This window comes from Sulfitobacter sediminilitoris, assembly GCF_010667575.1.
In the GTDB taxonomy this organism is placed as follows: Bacteria; Pseudomonadota; Alphaproteobacteria; order Rhodobacterales; family Rhodobacteraceae; genus Sulfitobacter; species Sulfitobacter sediminilitoris.
The window spans coordinates 1-12,544 of the sequence record NZ_JAABNT010000003.1 but is presented as its reverse complement, the minus strand read 5'-3'; the positions used below and the strand labels follow the sequence as shown (position 1 = coordinate 12,544).

The 12,544-nt window shown below is 58.6% G+C and carries 20 protein-coding genes and 1 tRNA gene; 9 read left to right on the top strand and 12 right to left on the bottom strand.

Going from position 1 to position 12,544, the window contains the following annotated elements:
- Positions 1–15: 15 nt before the first annotated feature.
- On the bottom strand, positions 16–363 hold the full coding sequence (locus tag GV827_RS05575; protein ID WP_235930257.1) for a hypothetical protein: 348 nt from the start codon (positions 361–363) through the stop codon (positions 16–18).
- The gene (locus tag GV827_RS05570) at positions 363–602 is read right to left on the bottom strand and encodes an Lrp/AsnC ligand binding domain-containing protein (protein ID WP_164352762.1); all 240 of its coding nucleotides are present in this window, start codon (positions 600–602) and stop codon (positions 363–365) included. The genes GV827_RS05575 and GV827_RS05570 overlap by 1 nt, the downstream gene beginning before the upstream one ends.
- A gap of 142 nt (positions 603–744) precedes the next feature.
- Here GV827_RS05570 and hisB point away from each other — a divergent pair, with 142 nt between their 5' ends.
- Entirely contained in the window at positions 745–1,332 is a 588-nt protein-coding gene (hisB, locus tag GV827_RS05565) for an imidazoleglycerol-phosphate dehydratase HisB (protein WP_164353203.1), read from the top strand.
- 3 nt (positions 1,333–1,335) lie between these two features.
- Positions 1,336–1,974: an imidazole glycerol phosphate synthase subunit HisH gene (gene hisH / locus GV827_RS05560; protein ID WP_164352760.1), complete on the top strand. Its 639-nt coding sequence runs from the start codon at positions 1,336–1,338 to the stop codon at positions 1,972–1,974.
- Positions 1,975–1,980: 6 nt separating this feature from the next.
- Here hisH and GV827_RS05555 read toward each other — a convergent pair whose 3' ends face one another.
- The 3 genes from GV827_RS05555 to GV827_RS05545 form a co-directional block, all read right to left on the bottom strand.
- The gene (locus tag GV827_RS05555) at positions 1,981–2,373 is read right to left on the bottom strand and encodes a DUF2147 domain-containing protein (protein WP_164352759.1); all 393 of its coding nucleotides are present in this window, start codon (positions 2,371–2,373) and stop codon (positions 1,981–1,983) included.
- 128 nt (positions 2,374–2,501) lie between these two features.
- Complete coding sequence (locus GV827_RS05550; protein ID WP_164352757.1) at positions 2,502–2,915, bottom strand: DUF2147 domain-containing protein; 414 nt, start codon at positions 2,913–2,915, stop codon at positions 2,502–2,504.
- Between the two features lie 95 nt (positions 2,916–3,010).
- Complete coding sequence (locus GV827_RS05545) at positions 3,011–3,406, bottom strand: DUF2147 domain-containing protein (protein ID WP_164352754.1); 396 nt, start codon at positions 3,404–3,406, stop codon at positions 3,011–3,013.
- 127 nt (positions 3,407–3,533) lie between these two features.
- Here GV827_RS05545 and hisA point away from each other — a divergent pair, with 127 nt between their 5' ends.
- Genes hisA through GV827_RS05530 form a run of 3 tightly spaced genes read left to right on the top strand, consistent with a single transcriptional unit; the run spans position 3,534 to position 5,349 of the window.
- Positions 3,534–4,253, top strand: coding sequence for a 1-(5-phosphoribosyl)-5-[(5-phosphoribosylamino)methylideneamino]imidazole-4-carboxamide isomerase (gene hisA, locus GV827_RS05540; protein WP_164352752.1), 720 nt, complete (start codon positions 3,534–3,536; stop codon positions 4,251–4,253).
- Between the two features lie 32 nt (positions 4,254–4,285).
- The gene (hisF, locus tag GV827_RS05535; RefSeq protein ID WP_164352750.1) at positions 4,286–5,047 is read left to right on the top strand and encodes an imidazole glycerol phosphate synthase subunit HisF; all 762 of its coding nucleotides are present in this window, start codon (positions 4,286–4,288) and stop codon (positions 5,045–5,047) included.
- Positions 5,044–5,349 carry a phosphoribosyl-ATP diphosphatase gene (locus GV827_RS05530; RefSeq protein WP_164352748.1) on the top strand — a complete coding sequence of 102 codons (306 nt, stop codon included), beginning with the start codon at positions 5,044–5,046 and terminating at the stop codon, positions 5,347–5,349. The genes hisF and GV827_RS05530 overlap by 4 nt, the downstream gene beginning before the upstream one ends.
- Positions 5,350–5,451: 102 nt before the next feature.
- Here GV827_RS05530 and GV827_RS05525 read toward each other — a convergent pair whose 3' ends face one another.
- The 3 genes from GV827_RS05525 to rlmB all read right to left on the bottom strand — a co-directional run bounded on the left by GV827_RS05525 (position 5,452) and on the right by rlmB (position 7,247).
- On the bottom strand, positions 5,452–5,919 hold the full coding sequence (locus GV827_RS05525; RefSeq protein ID WP_164352746.1) for a CoA-binding protein: 468 nt from the start codon (positions 5,917–5,919) through the stop codon (positions 5,452–5,454).
- A gap of 220 nt (positions 5,920–6,139) precedes the next feature.
- Positions 6,140–6,460, bottom strand: a complete 321-nt coding sequence (locus GV827_RS05520; protein WP_164352744.1) for a hypothetical protein — start codon at positions 6,458–6,460, stop codon at positions 6,140–6,142.
- A 10-nt stretch (positions 6,461–6,470) separates the two neighbouring features.
- The gene (rlmB, locus tag GV827_RS05515; protein ID WP_164352742.1) at positions 6,471–7,247 is read right to left on the bottom strand and encodes a 23S rRNA (guanosine(2251)-2'-O)-methyltransferase RlmB; all 777 of its coding nucleotides are present in this window, start codon (positions 7,245–7,247) and stop codon (positions 6,471–6,473) included.
- Positions 7,248–7,414: 167 nt separating this feature from the next.
- Here rlmB and GV827_RS05510 point away from each other — a divergent pair.
- Positions 7,415–7,498 (top strand) — tRNA-Tyr (locus GV827_RS05510).
- A gap of 185 nt (positions 7,499–7,683) precedes the next feature.
- On the opposite strand, the gene GV827_RS05505 is transcribed toward GV827_RS05510, so the two are convergent.
- The 4 genes from GV827_RS05505 to GV827_RS05490 all read right to left on the bottom strand — a co-directional run bounded on the left by GV827_RS05505 (position 7,684) and on the right by GV827_RS05490 (position 10,885).
- Positions 7,684–9,369 carry a recombinase family protein gene (locus GV827_RS05505; protein ID WP_164352740.1) on the bottom strand — a complete coding sequence of 562 codons (1,686 nt, stop codon included), beginning with the start codon at positions 9,367–9,369 and terminating at the stop codon, positions 7,684–7,686.
- On the bottom strand, positions 9,366–9,809 hold the full coding sequence (locus GV827_RS05500) for a DUF2924 domain-containing protein (protein WP_164352738.1): 444 nt from the start codon (positions 9,807–9,809) through the stop codon (positions 9,366–9,368). The genes GV827_RS05505 and GV827_RS05500 overlap by 4 nt, the downstream gene beginning before the upstream one ends.
- A complete protein-coding gene (locus GV827_RS05495; RefSeq protein WP_164352736.1) occupies positions 9,806–10,075 on the bottom strand; it encodes a DUF3489 domain-containing protein in 270 nt (89 codons plus the stop codon). Before GV827_RS05495 ends, GV827_RS05500 begins: the two co-directional genes overlap by 4 nt.
- 177 nt (positions 10,076–10,252) lie before the next feature.
- Positions 10,253–10,885 (bottom strand): tyrosine-type recombinase/integrase, encoded by a 633-nt coding sequence (locus tag GV827_RS05490; RefSeq protein ID WP_164352735.1) that lies wholly within the window; start codon positions 10,883–10,885, stop codon positions 10,253–10,255.
- Between the two features lie 249 nt (positions 10,886–11,134).
- Here GV827_RS05490 and GV827_RS05485 point away from each other — a divergent pair, with 249 nt between their 5' ends.
- From GV827_RS05485 to GV827_RS23340, 3 genes are all read left to right on the top strand, one after another.
- Positions 11,135–11,734: a 2-hydroxychromene-2-carboxylate isomerase gene (locus GV827_RS05485; protein ID WP_164352733.1), complete on the top strand. Its 600-nt coding sequence runs from the start codon at positions 11,135–11,137 to the stop codon at positions 11,732–11,734.
- 39 nt (positions 11,735–11,773) lie between these two features.
- Positions 11,774–12,124: an antibiotic biosynthesis monooxygenase family protein gene (locus GV827_RS05480; RefSeq protein ID WP_164352731.1), complete on the top strand. Its 351-nt coding sequence runs from the start codon at positions 11,774–11,776 to the stop codon at positions 12,122–12,124.
- Between the two features lie 224 nt (positions 12,125–12,348).
- On the top strand, positions 12,349–12,544 hold a 196-nt coding region (locus GV827_RS23340; protein ID WP_204325749.1), incomplete at its 3' end, for a hypothetical protein.

Genomic DNA, 12,544 nt, shown 5'->3' with positions numbered 1-12,544 from the left:
CTGACGACACAGTTATCAGTTGATGGGAAACTGCTGCAGGCAGCGTGCCGCATTCCGCTGATAGTCTTCGATCGTGTCCTCAACAGAGCGACGGTCTCGCATGATGGTAAGTGCGGCTTTTTTCTGCGCCCAGGTTCCGCTGACGTGCCGCTCAAGGATCAGAATGGTGATGCCCAACATCACTTCCTTTTCCGTCTCATCTATCATCCCTGCCCTGGATAGGGCCACCGCCGTTAAGGCAAGCGTATTTGCACAGCGAAGCGCTGCAGCTTCCTCTCCGGCATAGGTCCGTTGGCTTAGCGCCATCACCGGCGTGGTCGTGGTTATGCAAAAAAGCGCCGCAGCGGCCGGCCAGTGCCGCATCAAAAAACCTTGAAGGTCATCGTGGTCAAAGACCGTTCTATTCCTTCAATATCCAGCAGCTTGTCGTTGATGTAGACACCAACATCTTCGCCCTTCGGGATATAAAGCTTCATCAGGAGATCGTATTCGCCGGATGTCGAATACAGTTCCGAGTGGATTTCCCGCAGCGCGATCTCTTCGGCGACCCTGTAAGTGGTGCCGGGCTTGCAGCGGATCTGGATGAACACGCAGGTACTCATAAGGGGCCTCATTGCTCTGTCGTCCCAAGGTCGCATAAGCCCCTGCCCCCCGCAATGGCTGATCTGAAGTTGAGCGGGCTTGGCCTGCCCGTGCGGACTGTTATAAGAGCCTCAGATGACCCTCGCCCCGGAGGCAAAGACAATGCGTACAACCAGCCTGACCCGCACCACCGCAGAGACGGATGTGAGCGTCGAGATTAATCTTGATGGCACAGGTGCTTATGACAACCAGACCGGGGTCGGCTTTTTTGATCACATGCTTGATCAACTGGCGCGTCATTCGCTGATTGACATGACCATCCGCGCCAAGGGCGATCTTCACATTGACGATCACCACACGGTCGAAGACGTCGGGATCACGCTTGGTCAGGCGCTGACAAAGGCGCTTGGCGACAAGCGCGGAATCCGGCGGTATGGCGCCTGCCTGTTGCCAATGGATGATGCGCTTGTGCGCACCGCGCTCGACCTGTCCGCGCGTCCCTTTCTGATCTGGAACGTTGATCTGCCCACCGCCAAGATCGGCACCTTCGACACCGAACTGGTGCGTGAGTTCTTCCAGGCGCTCAGCACTCATGGCGGCATCACCCTGCACGTGGATCAACTGCACGGGATCAACAGCCACCACATTGCGGAGGCTGCGTTCAAATCCGTTGCCCGCGCCCTGCGCGAGGCCGTCGAGGTCGATCCGCGCAAGTCACAAGATATTCCGTCGACCAAGGGCGCACTCTAGGCGATGCTTACGGCCATTATCGATTACGAATCCGGCAATCTGCATTCGGCCCACAAAGCCTTTGAGCGGATGGCACGCGAAGTTGACGCAGGCGACGTTGTTGTCACCGCCGACGCAGGTGTTGTTGCGGGGGCGGATCGTATCGTGCTGCCCGGTGACGGGGCTTTCCCGGCCTGTATGGCCGCGCTCAAGGGCTCGGGAGGCCTGTATGACGCTATGGTCGAGGCTGTCGAGATCAAGGCACGTCCCTTTCTTGGCATCTGCGTCGGCATGCAGTTGATGGCGACCATCGGACGGGAGTACGAAGACACGCCGGGGCTGGACTGGATCAAGGGCGAGGTCACACGCATTACGCCCAGTGACCCCGCACTCAAAGTGCCGCACATGGGGTGGAACGATTTGATTATCGATCATCCGCACCCGGTTTTTGCAGATCTCAAGACCGGGGATCACGCCTATTTCGTGCATTCCTATCACATGGCCGTATCGGACCCTGCCGAGCGGTTGGCACACGTGGAGTACGGCGGCGATGTCACGGCGATCATTGGCCGTGACACGATGCTGGGCATGCAGTTCCACCCGGAAAAAAGCCAGCAGACCGGCCTGCGTCTGATCGCGAATTTCCTGACCTGGACACCCTAAGCGCGATCAGCGCACGCGGGTCCATTCCTCGCGCACGCAAGCGGTTCCATCGCAATTCTCAAACCGCATGACGTTGCCGGTTACTTGGATGCGCGCAGTCAGGATCCGGTTGCGCTGCGGCTCCCAGACCTGTCCGATAAAGCTGCCATCGGGTTGAGCCTGCATGTCCAGCAGCATCCGTCGCCCCACCACACTGGAAGGCCTGTCATAGCCGAAACGGTTCTTCGCACGCTCAACCCGCCCGCAAATGGCACTACCACAGGGCTTGGTCCTCACATGTACAACCAGCCCCGCACGATCCGGGGCCGATTGCCACAGACCGACCGGCCAATCCGCAAGAACAGGCACCGCAGATGAAACAACAAAAATTAAAGAAAACAGAGACTTGGAAAATCTCATGTGCATCACTCCCCAAAGCGATACGGGCGTGCATTGCATTCTGCCGACCACCGGCAGGTATCAATGCGCATCGATTCCATTACGCCTGATTTCAGCTTCGGTCAAATGATCTCTGAGGGCTTGCGACGCTATCTTATGCGTGTCCAGACCAGCTTTTTGCAGCTTTGCTCATCACAGGCCTGCAGGACCATTTCGCGCCCAAAGACCTGCGCGCGCGACTTGAGATATCTGTTCGCACGCGGTCCCCGGTATTCGCCGTAAAAGCTGCCGTCAGGCTGGGGGCGCATCTCCCAAAGGACCTGGTCGCCCACAGCATTCGACGGAGTGTCATAGCCGCGCCGGTTCTTGGCGCGTTCCACGCGACCACAAAGCGACCGTCCACAGCGCCGCGTGCGCACGTGCAAGACCACCCCAAGCGCATCCGGCTCCGTTTCCCACAGGCCGCGGGGAACTTCGATCTGTTCGCCTTGCTGGGCTGCCAGACTGCTGCCAAGGCACATGCACAGAAAAGCGGTCAAAAGGGGCAACGCTTTCAACTTCATCACAGATTCCATCACGTCGTGATTTTCTGCCAAACAGTCTAGGAAAGCGTGGACGCCTGTTCAATCCCGGCGCAGCCGCGGGTTGAATCGCGTGCTTACTTGACCCGCTTCCACTTGCCGCCGCTGCGGCAAATCCCCAGAACGCAGCCCTTCACATCCAGCGAATTGCCAGACAAGACGAGCTGACCGTTATAGGTCTTGCCCCGGTCGGGCGAAAACACCTTGCCACCCCCATACTTGCCGCCACCTTGGTTCTGCATGTCCCAGATCAACTTGCGGCCCTGATTCTCGGACTTGAAGGTCTTACCCGCCTCATCAAACGATTTTACCAACGTTCCGCAAATGGCATTCCCACATTCCACGATGCTGATCTGTCCAGAATTGCCGTTGTCGTCCTTGATCGTCTGCCATGTGCCAATGATCGGGTCAGCGGCAAAGGCCGCGCTTGCCATGGCAAAGCTCAAGGCGGCTGCAGTCAAAAGCGTTTTCATAGTATCCTCCCGGTTTTCACGGCAGTTTGCGCGGAGCATCCCCTTTCTGGCAAGCATGACGTGAGGGCGCGTTGCAAATCCTTACGTCACATGCAAAACCGCGCTCAACAAAATCAAAGGCCAGCTCATGATCCTGTATCCCGCCATTGACCTCAAAGACGGTCAGGCCGTGCGCCTTGTCCACGGCGATATGAAACAATCCACCGTCTTCAACGACGACCCGGCGGCACAGGCCCGCAGTTTCGTGGAAGCGGGGTGCTCATGGCTGCATCTGGTGGACCTGAATGGCGCGTTTGCTGGCACACCTGTGAACGCCGCCCCGGTCGAGGCGATCCTGAAAGCCTGCGACGTGCCCGCGCAGCTGGGTGGCGGCATCCGCGACATGGCGACCATCGAACGCTGGCTGGATCAGGGTCTGGCCCGCGTGATCCTTGGCACGGTAGCGGTCGAAAACCCTGATCTGGTGCGTGAAGCCGCGCGGGCCTTTCCGGGTCAGGTTGCCGTTGGCATCGATGCGCGCAACGGAAAGGTCGCGACCAAGGGCTGGGCAGAAGAGACGGATGTGCTAGTCACGGATCTGGCCAAGTCTTGCGAGGACGCAGGCGTGGCCGCCATCATCTACACCGACATTCTGCGTGACGGGGCAATGGGCGGTCCAAACATCGAAGCGACGGCGGCGCTGGCCCGGGCAGTTTCCATCCCGGTCATTGCGTCCGGGGGTGTGTCTTCGCTCGACGACCTGATTGCATTGAAAGAAACCGGCGTGATCGAAGGGGCCATCTCGGGCCGCGCACTCTATGACGGTGCGATTGATCTGGCCTCCGCCCTCTCGGCACTTGCCGACTAGCATTCAGGCCAGCAGCGCATTACATCACACTCATGCTTAAGACCCGCATCATCCCCTGTCTCGACGTGGCCGATGGCCGCGTGGTCAAAGGCGTGAATTTCGTAGGTTTGCGCGATGCCGGCGATCCGGTGGACGCAGCCATCGCCTACGATGCCGCCGGCGCGGACGAGCTGTGCTTTCTCGACATCCACGCGACCCATGAGAACCGTGGCACCATGTTCGACCTCGTTCAGCGCACGGCCGAGCATTGCTATATCCCGCTAACTGTCGGCGGTGGCGTGCGCACCGTTCAGGACGTGCGTGCGTTGCTCTTGGCAGGTGCAGACAAGGTCAGCTTCAACTCCGCCGCTGTCGCGAACCCCGACGTCATCGCCGAAGCCGCAGACCAGTTCGGCAGCCAATGCATTGTCTGCGCGATCGACGCAAAAACCGTCTCGCCCGGCAAATGGGAGATATTCACCCACGGCGGTCGTAAACCCACCGGTATCGACGCCGTTGAATTCGCAGAGACTGTCACCGAAAAAGGTGCGGGAGAAATCCTGCTGACTTCGATGGACCGCGACGGCACCAAGCAAGGCTTCAATCTCCCCCTGACCCGCGCCATCTCGGATGCTGTCCACGTTCCTGTTATTGCGTCTGGTGGCGTCGGCACGCTGGACCACCTTGTGGAAGGCGTCACCAAGGGGCACGCATCAGCCGTTCTTGCTGCCTCGATTTTCCACTTTGGCGAATTCACCATTGCAGAGGCCAAGGCGCACATGGCCGCCGCCGGTATCCCGATGAGGCTGACATGACCCTCGACGATCTCTACGCCACGATCCTCTCCCGCAAGGATGCAGACCCCAGCAGCAGCTGGACAGCGCAACTGCTGGCCAAAGGTCCAGAGAAGTGCGCCGAGAAATTTGGCGAAGAAGCTGTCGAGGCCATCATCGAAGCGGTCAAGGACGACAAGACCGCCCTCACGTCTGAAGCTGCCGACGTCCTTTACCACCTTTTGGTCATGCTGGCCGCACGTGACGTTCCCCTGACGGACGTTCTGAGTGAACTCAGCCGCCGCCAATCCCAATCCGGCATCACCGAGAAAGCCTCGCGCTAACTTTGCAGACGATCACTGCGGTCCAGCCGCCATTACGGTCTGAGCTTTTGATTGAACACAGCCGAAGGACAAGAACGGCCGGGCTTCACCCCAACCACTGAATCACAGCTTCGAAGAGATCACTCCGGTCGCGAATCCGCCCATCCTGAGTTCCCCGAAAAGGCGCTGATACTCGATCTTTGGACAGCGGTTCTGGATGACTGTTACGCCCCGCGCTTCAGCCTTTTCAGCCGCGCCGGGATGCTCCACCCCGATCTGCATCCAGACGGTCTGCAGATCAGGAAACGCCTCCAATGCCTCGTCCACGATTTCGGGCACGGCTTCTGAGCGGCGAAATATATCGACCATATCGATGCCGCCTTCGATCTCGCTCAGCGCGCCCAGCACTGGTTTGCCAAACAGTACCTCGCCCGCATGACGTGGATTTACCGGCACGACATCATAACCCCGCAGGCCCAGATACCGCGCCACGAAATAGCTGGCCCGCACAGGATTCATTGACACGCCGACGACGGCGACGCGTTTGGCGCGGTTCAAGACATCGCGCAAGAGCTGATCAGTATATGTCATGGCGTCACCCTATCCCCTGTCGCAGGCAAAAAAAAGCGCCCAAAGGGCAGACCTGTGGGCGCTAAAGTGTGGAACGAGGGACAGTTAGGGACGTCGGGCGTTCCAAGACCCGTGCGTCTCGAACTTGAGATAGGTATCCCCGCTGATCTGCAAAAGGGGCATCCGCCGTCTATGGACAAGAGCGCAAGGCATTCGGCGAGGATCCGCCGAACGCCAGCCGTCAATCGAAAATGTCTTCGACCAGATCAATCACCTCTTCGGCCAGCCCCTTCAGCCAGCTTTTGCGCTTTTTGACCTTGCGCGGCTTGGTCTTTTTGTAGGCAGCCGCGCGTGGATTCTCGGGAAAGTGGCGCAGATCCGGCTGATGGCTTACAGCGCGGCGAACGGGCTTGGCGGTTTCTACAGATTTCGGCAGCATTTTCAGGTCGCGCAAGGGCGCGCCGCAACTGGCACAGCTCAATTCGCGCCTGCTTGTGTCCAGCTTGAGGGCCGCCTTGCTTCCACAATGACAGCACGTCGCGATTTTTGTCGGATAGCCCATGACCTTGGCCTTATGCGTTTTCTCTAACTGCATATAGGGCGATTGCAGCCGCATTTGAGACATTGAGAGAGCCAAACTGCCCTGCCGCGTCAATGCGCACCAACCGGTCCACCGTTTCGCGCGTCTTGGCCCGCAGGCCAGGACCTTCCGCCCCCAGCACCAGTGCCACGGGGCGGTCCCGCTTGCCTTCGACTGCCTCTTCAATCGTGACGGTTGCGTCGCCGTCCAACCCCAGCACCAGATAGCCCATATCCTGCAACGCCCGAATGGCATCGGCCAGATTGCGGACCCGCAGATAAGGCTGGCGTTCCAGCGCACCGGATGCGGTTTTGGCCAACGCACCGGTCTCAGGCGCCGAATGATGCCGCGTGCCGATCACCGCCGAGGCGCCAAGAACCTCTGCCGAGCGCAGGATCGCGCCCACATTATGCGGGTCTGTCACACGGTCCAGCAGCAACACGCGCGGCGCGGCATCCCCGATGCAGACATCCTCCAACCGCCCCCAATTCAGCGGCTTGACCTCAAGCACAGCCCCCTGATGCACCGAAGTCTTGTCAATGGGCGGATGAAACTTTCTCGGGTCCACAATCTGCGGCGTGATGCCTGCCGCAGCAATCGCGTCTTCCAGTTTGGCCGCCGCGTTGGGCGTCACCATCAGGGTCAGCTTTTCGCGGGCCGGGTTCATCAGCGCATCCCGCACTGCATGCAATCCAAACAACCAGACCGTCGCATTTGCATCGGCCTTCTTGTCCTGCTCTTTGGCAATCACCCACTTTGGCTTTTTCATTCCGAACCCCGCGTTTGGCACGCGGTCTACCGCTTGCCGCAGGACAAGCCAAGGTGATTGCGCACTGCGCCGTGGGAAGGCCTCAAACAGCAGGATGCGAATTGCCCTGCATTCCCCTGTTTTTGAGGTTGACGCACCCCAGACCCACGGGTAATCAGCGCGGCAGTGGGCGACAGGCCGCAAGGTGTGGCAGGGGACTGTAACTCCCTCGCGGAGACGCACGCCTGGTTCGATTCCAGGGTCGCCCACCATTCAGTCTCTTCAAAAACACAGATATGGCATGCTTCGTGGATAGCGCTGATTTATCCGTAAGTTAGCAAGGAGCAGGCCGCCTGAGACCTCGCGATTGGTCTCTGTTTGACGCGATTTGGCGGCATGTTCGGCAGAAGTCTCTGCGGCACACTTCCGCATGAGGTCTTGGGCGGAACCGGCCCCCTCAGAGATACAAGAAGCCCAGAATCCGCCGTTGCTCTTCCCAGCTCAGCGGCAGTTCAGGAAGACCGCGTAAGAACTTTGCGGTGAGATGGGGTGGTTGGCGGCCTTCGAGAATGGCCGTTGTGATGTCCGGGGCAAGCCAGGCGAGCGGAAGGACGCGGCTGACAGACCCGCTGCGTAGACCTTCCCGCTCGGTTATCTGCTGAATGGTTTGAGGTTTCCCTTCGAGAAGTTCGCCAGCCCATCGCCTGGCATCAGCGACAAGTGCAATGAGGTCTGGATCCGGCTGCGGCGTGTCTTCGGGTGTAATGACGAAGGGTCGGGAGGAACCGTTCTGGCGCTTCCTGAACGGCACTTCAAAGCTGGCCATTACTGGGCTTTGACCTGCATCTTGCACCAAAAGCGCATACAGATTTAGCCAAATGCAAAGACGATCCCCTGTCGCTTCGATGCGATCGATCAATCTGCTAAGGCACTGGGTGCTGGCAGCACGGTCGTCTGAGGTAATTCTTGACTGCCAGGCTTCCGCCGCCCTTAGAATGTCAGCCATCGGAGCATCAGCCACGTCGGCCCGAGATATCTGATCTGCCAGCCAGGATCTGTCGCACAATCGGGTCTTAAGACTGCTGAGAACAAGGCGCTCAATCTCTTTAGCGGGAAGACGCGCGATGTCGCTTCCGTCCTCTGCGCCAGTTGGTTTTGACGTATAATACCAATATCGCTTCGTCCGGGCAGTTCCGCCGTGACGCACAGACTTGCTTGCATATGTTGTGCGCATTGCCCTGCCATTTTGATCGAACAGCACACCATCCAGAAGACGCTTTGCAGCTCTGCGGGGCGCGCTGATCTTCTTGCTACCATGATCCGCCAGCAGGGCCTGCACCCTTGCCCAAGTGACATCATCAATGATGGCCTCGTGAAGCCCGTCATGCAGTGAGTCTTTGTGACGGATTTTGCCGATGTAGATCGGATTGCGCAGGATGTTGTAGAGTGAGCCGCGAGAGAAGGCTTCTCCACCGCTGACACGTCCGTGCCTGTCAGTCCTTCGTTTGCTCACAACACCAAGTTCTTTCAGTCGGGATACCAGCTGCCGCACTGACCCAACAGCAAGGTATTCCGCAAAGATCGTGCGGATTGCACTGGCTTCGCCTCGGTTTATGACCAGTGATTTGTCCCTGGCATCGTAGCCTAAAGGCACGGCGCCCCCCATCCACATACCCTTGCGTTTGGAGGCAGCGACTTTGTCCCGGATACGCTCGGCCGTTACCTCGCGTTCGAACTGAGCAAAGGACAAAAGCACATTCAGAGTCAGGCGCCCCATCGAAGACGTCGTGTTGAAGGCTTGGGTCACCGAGACGAACGACACCCCTGCCCCGTCGAACAGATCAACCATCCTGGCGAAGTCGGCTAGCGATCGCGTCAGCCGATCCACCTTGTAAACGACGATGACATCGATACGCCCGCGTCGTACGTCCCCCAGCAAATGCTTTAGACCGGGGCGGTCCATCGTTCCACCAGAGTAGCCGCCATCGTCATAGCGATCCGAGAGCTCCATCCAGCCTTCGTGCTTCTGGCTGAGAATGTAAGCCGCACAGGCCTCGCGCTGTGCGTCAAGGGAGTTGAACTCCTGCTCCAGCCCCTCCTCGGTCGACTTGCGGGTGTAGATGGCACAACGCTGGCGGATCATCGCTTCACATCCTCACGCAGCCCGAAGAACTTTGGACCGTTGCGATTGGTGCCCGTCATGGCTCGCGCGACCGCAGAAAGAGACGTGTACTTCTCACCGTTCCAGATAGCGCCACCGTTCTCCGTGATCAGCACCTCATGGGGAGTGCCGCGCCAAATCTTGAGAAGACGGGTGCCAGTACAGACGGTCGGCGAAGTCGCGTGTTCGTCGCTGTTGCCAACCCTGCCCCGCATCGCGCGCTTCCAAGCCCGGCGCGTTGACGCCGCCTCGCCCCCAGCCAAGGCAGCCTGAGCCTCCCAGGCGAGTGCAAGGCGCATCAAGCGCGCAGTGAAGTTCCTGGGCGGCTGGGACCCTTTGGTTTCCGCCCAGAGCCGTCGAAGCGTGGCCGCGGTCGCCTGGTCCAACTCTTGAAGGCTCAGTGCTGCTAGGGGCCTTGTCACTGGCCTTCTCCGTCGATCACACGGTAGCGGGCAACCTTGCCCGACCGATCAAGCTCGATCGATACGCCGGAAGATCGCAGCCGGGAGATCGCGGCGCGCACCGTATGCGGCTGCCAGTCCAGCTGTTTCTGAAGCTGAACAACGGTTGCGCCGTTCCGCCGCGACAAGAGCTTGTGCATAGTGGCGGCTTTGGATCCGCCGATCCGCTTTCGAGGCTCCGCCTCCAACAGACAAGTCGAAGGCATTTCTGTGGTTTGGTCGGTCATTTTGGTCTCCATACAGTCGCTGGGCATCAATGCCCCGTACTGCCCTAAGCCCGGCAAACCGGGCACGAGACCACTATTCTTGGTGACCACACTGACGCTCACATGGACTCGGAAGTCCAGTGGAAGTTCGAAGACCTCGGGACCAAATGCGGGCGGCCGTGACCGCCCGCCGAAAGATCAAATGTCGATCCCCTCGGCAATGCTCAGGGCATCTTCAAGTTCGACACCAAGATACCGTACTGTGCTATCCACCTTTGTATGGCCAAGCAGAAGTTGCACCGCGCGTAGATTGCCGGTTTTGCGGTAGATCAGCGCGGCCTTGGTGCGTCTCAGCGAATGTGTGCCGTACCCACTGGGATCAAGACCAATCGCCGAAACCCAATATCCGACAAGGCGCGCATATTGCCGCGTGGAAACATGCCGCCTATCGTGAAAACGACTTGGGAACAGGTAGATACAGCCAAACATCTCGGGGCGACATACCCAACCCCAAATGGAATTGCGGGTGTTCTCCGAAACCTCAAACTGCACTGGCTGCCTGGTTTTGCTCTGAATGATCGTAACGCGCTCGCGTACCCGATCTCCCGCAATGAGATCAGAAATCTTCAAGCGAACCAGGTCGCAACCGCGCAACTTACTGTCGATCGCAAGATTAAAAAGGGCCAGATCCCTCAGATTGCCAGAGAGTTCGAGCCGGGCACGGATGGCCCAGACCTGTTTCGCGAGCAGCGGACGCTTTTGGCCAACGAGACGCCCTTTGTTCCAAGGTCGGCGTTGCGGTTTGATGGCAGGAAGTTGGATTTTAGACATGGTCTATCCTCAATCCATCCCTCCCACTCCAAGCGTCGTCACCGTGTTGACCAGCAGAATGTATCAAGAGACAGAACGACCCCTTCCATGCGCGTAGCCGACATTCATATCAAGCGCAGCGAATGACCCAAACGAGCCCGAAGGAGACATCTCGCAGGCCAAATGCTAGCGTGGCTTCATGACCTATTATCCTCTTCCTTGTATGCTTGCGCTGCACCCCGGCTCTCGCGGCGGAAAGGGGTGCACTGCATGAAACTTGAAATCTGGTTCGAATTCGCAAGCACATACTCTTACCTGACAGTTTCGCGCGCCGAAGCGATGCTAAGAGACGCCCAGATCGAGTTGGTTTGGAGACCATTCCTACTTGGACCGATCTTTCGCGACCATGGGATGGACACGTCGCCCTTTGTGCTCGACCCCGTCAAAGGTCGCTACATGTGGCGAGACATGGAGCGTCGCTGTGAGAAGTATGGTCTTCCTTTCAAGCGCCCCGGTATATTTCCAGTGAACGGGCTGAAGGCTGCACGGATCATGACCGCAGCCTTGGACGAACCATGGTGCGGCGCCTTTGCGCGTTCTGTTTTCACGGCGCAGTTCGCGCGTGCTGCGGACATTTCGAATGAACATGTTCTTAGTGTTGCTCTTGAAGGACACGGCGTCTCGCCGGAGCCATGGCTTGAACGGGCACAAGATCCCGAAACAAAAGAAGCACTGCGTGCAACTACCGAGCGCGCTCAAAGCATCGGGATCTTCGGCGCGCCCAGCATGCTGGTGGGTGACGAACTGTTCTGGGGCGACGACCGATTAGAGGATGCGATCACATTTGCCTGCAGCGAGTGTCGCCAGTAGCGTCGCAACTCAGCTACGTATTCCAAAGGGAGTCTGCTCATGAAGGATGAAACGCTTGGTTCGGGGCCAGTATTAAGGCTGTTTCAGGTGCATACCAAGCCCGGCTGCGGCGCAGAGCTCATCCGGAAATTCGCGCGCACGTCGGCGGACGTCGTGGCGGGCCAACCCGGGAACCAAGGTTACTTCTTTGGTCATGGAGTCGGAGCGGATGAAAACTACGTTGTCTTCACTTCGGTCTGGCGGGATCTCGATGCAGTGAAGGCGCGGTTCGGCGATACATGGCGAGACTCGTTTCTGCCCGCGGGTTACGAGGAACTGATCGAGGACTGTTCCGTTCGCCACATTGACGTTGGCACAGGTTGGTTTGTGAACATTGCCAACGACGCATAGCTTTCCAGGAAGGGTGGCCTGTTCAATGTCTGCTTCGTCCGGAGGCTGTGTGAAAACTATTTGCGCGGCGGCAAAACGACAAAAACAGCAAGATTTGCAGCCTCTCTCGTTGAGCTGAGCCACAAACACCTCGCTTCGGGAAAAGGAGCGGCACCAAAAGGGCGCGAATTTCGAGTTTTCACACACCCTCTCCGCATGTAAGACATCGGACGCAGTCGCAGCAAATGGCCGGTGTTCGTAAGAGCGGCCGTTGCGGCCCAAAGCAGACCTCGGCGCAATCTGCAGCGAATGACGAGCCGATTGTGTTGAAAAACTCGAAAAATCCGCACTCTCGCTTTTCCGCCAAAACCCTTTGCATCGGAAAAGCTGGCACTGTTCGAACGGAGAGGGCATTTAGAGCTGCACACATCGCCAAAGCCC

Bases quoted from the DNA above. Each gene is read 5' to 3' on its own strand.
- GV827_RS05575 (WP_235930257.1), bottom strand. From the start codon at position 363: ATGCGGCACTGGCCGGCCGCTGCGGCGCTTTTTTGCATAACCACGACC.
- GV827_RS05570 (WP_164352762.1), bottom strand. From the start codon at position 602: ATGAGTACCTGCGTGTTCATCCAGATCCGCTGCAAGCCCGGCACCACT.
- hisB (WP_164353203.1), top strand. From the start codon at position 745: ATGCGTACAACCAGCCTGACCCGCACCACCGCAGAGACGGATGTGAGC.
- hisH (WP_164352760.1), top strand. From the start codon at position 1,336: ATGCTTACGGCCATTATCGATTACGAATCCGGCAATCTGCATTCGGCC.
- GV827_RS05555 (WP_164352759.1), bottom strand. From the start codon at position 2,373: ATGAGATTTTCCAAGTCTCTGTTTTCTTTAATTTTTGTTGTTTCATCT.
- GV827_RS05550 (WP_164352757.1), bottom strand. From the start codon at position 2,915: ATGAAGTTGAAAGCGTTGCCCCTTTTGACCGCTTTTCTGTGCATGTGC.
- GV827_RS05545 (WP_164352754.1), bottom strand. From the start codon at position 3,406: ATGAAAACGCTTTTGACTGCAGCCGCCTTGAGCTTTGCCATGGCAAGC.
- hisA (WP_164352752.1), top strand. From the start codon at position 3,534: ATGATCCTGTATCCCGCCATTGACCTCAAAGACGGTCAGGCCGTGCGC.
- hisF (WP_164352750.1), top strand. From the start codon at position 4,286: ATGCTTAAGACCCGCATCATCCCCTGTCTCGACGTGGCCGATGGCCGC.
- GV827_RS05530 (WP_164352748.1), top strand. From the start codon at position 5,044: ATGACCCTCGACGATCTCTACGCCACGATCCTCTCCCGCAAGGATGCA.
- GV827_RS05525 (WP_164352746.1), bottom strand. From the start codon at position 5,919: ATGACATATACTGATCAGCTCTTGCGCGATGTCTTGAACCGCGCCAAA.
- GV827_RS05520 (WP_164352744.1), bottom strand. From the start codon at position 6,460: ATGGGCTATCCGACAAAAATCGCGACGTGCTGTCATTGTGGAAGCAAG.
- rlmB (WP_164352742.1), bottom strand. From the start codon at position 7,247: ATGAAAAAGCCAAAGTGGGTGATTGCCAAAGAGCAGGACAAGAAGGCC.
- GV827_RS05505 (WP_164352740.1), bottom strand. From the start codon at position 9,369: ATGATCCGCCAGCGTTGTGCCATCTACACCCGCAAGTCGACCGAGGAG.
- GV827_RS05495 (WP_164352736.1), bottom strand. From the start codon at position 10,075: ATGACCGACCAAACCACAGAAATGCCTTCGACTTGTCTGTTGGAGGCG.
- GV827_RS05490 (WP_164352735.1), bottom strand. From the start codon at position 10,885: ATGTCTAAAATCCAACTTCCTGCCATCAAACCGCAACGCCGACCTTGG.
- GV827_RS05485 (WP_164352733.1), top strand. From the start codon at position 11,135: ATGAAACTTGAAATCTGGTTCGAATTCGCAAGCACATACTCTTACCTG.
- GV827_RS05480 (WP_164352731.1), top strand. From the start codon at position 11,774: ATGAAGGATGAAACGCTTGGTTCGGGGCCAGTATTAAGGCTGTTTCAG.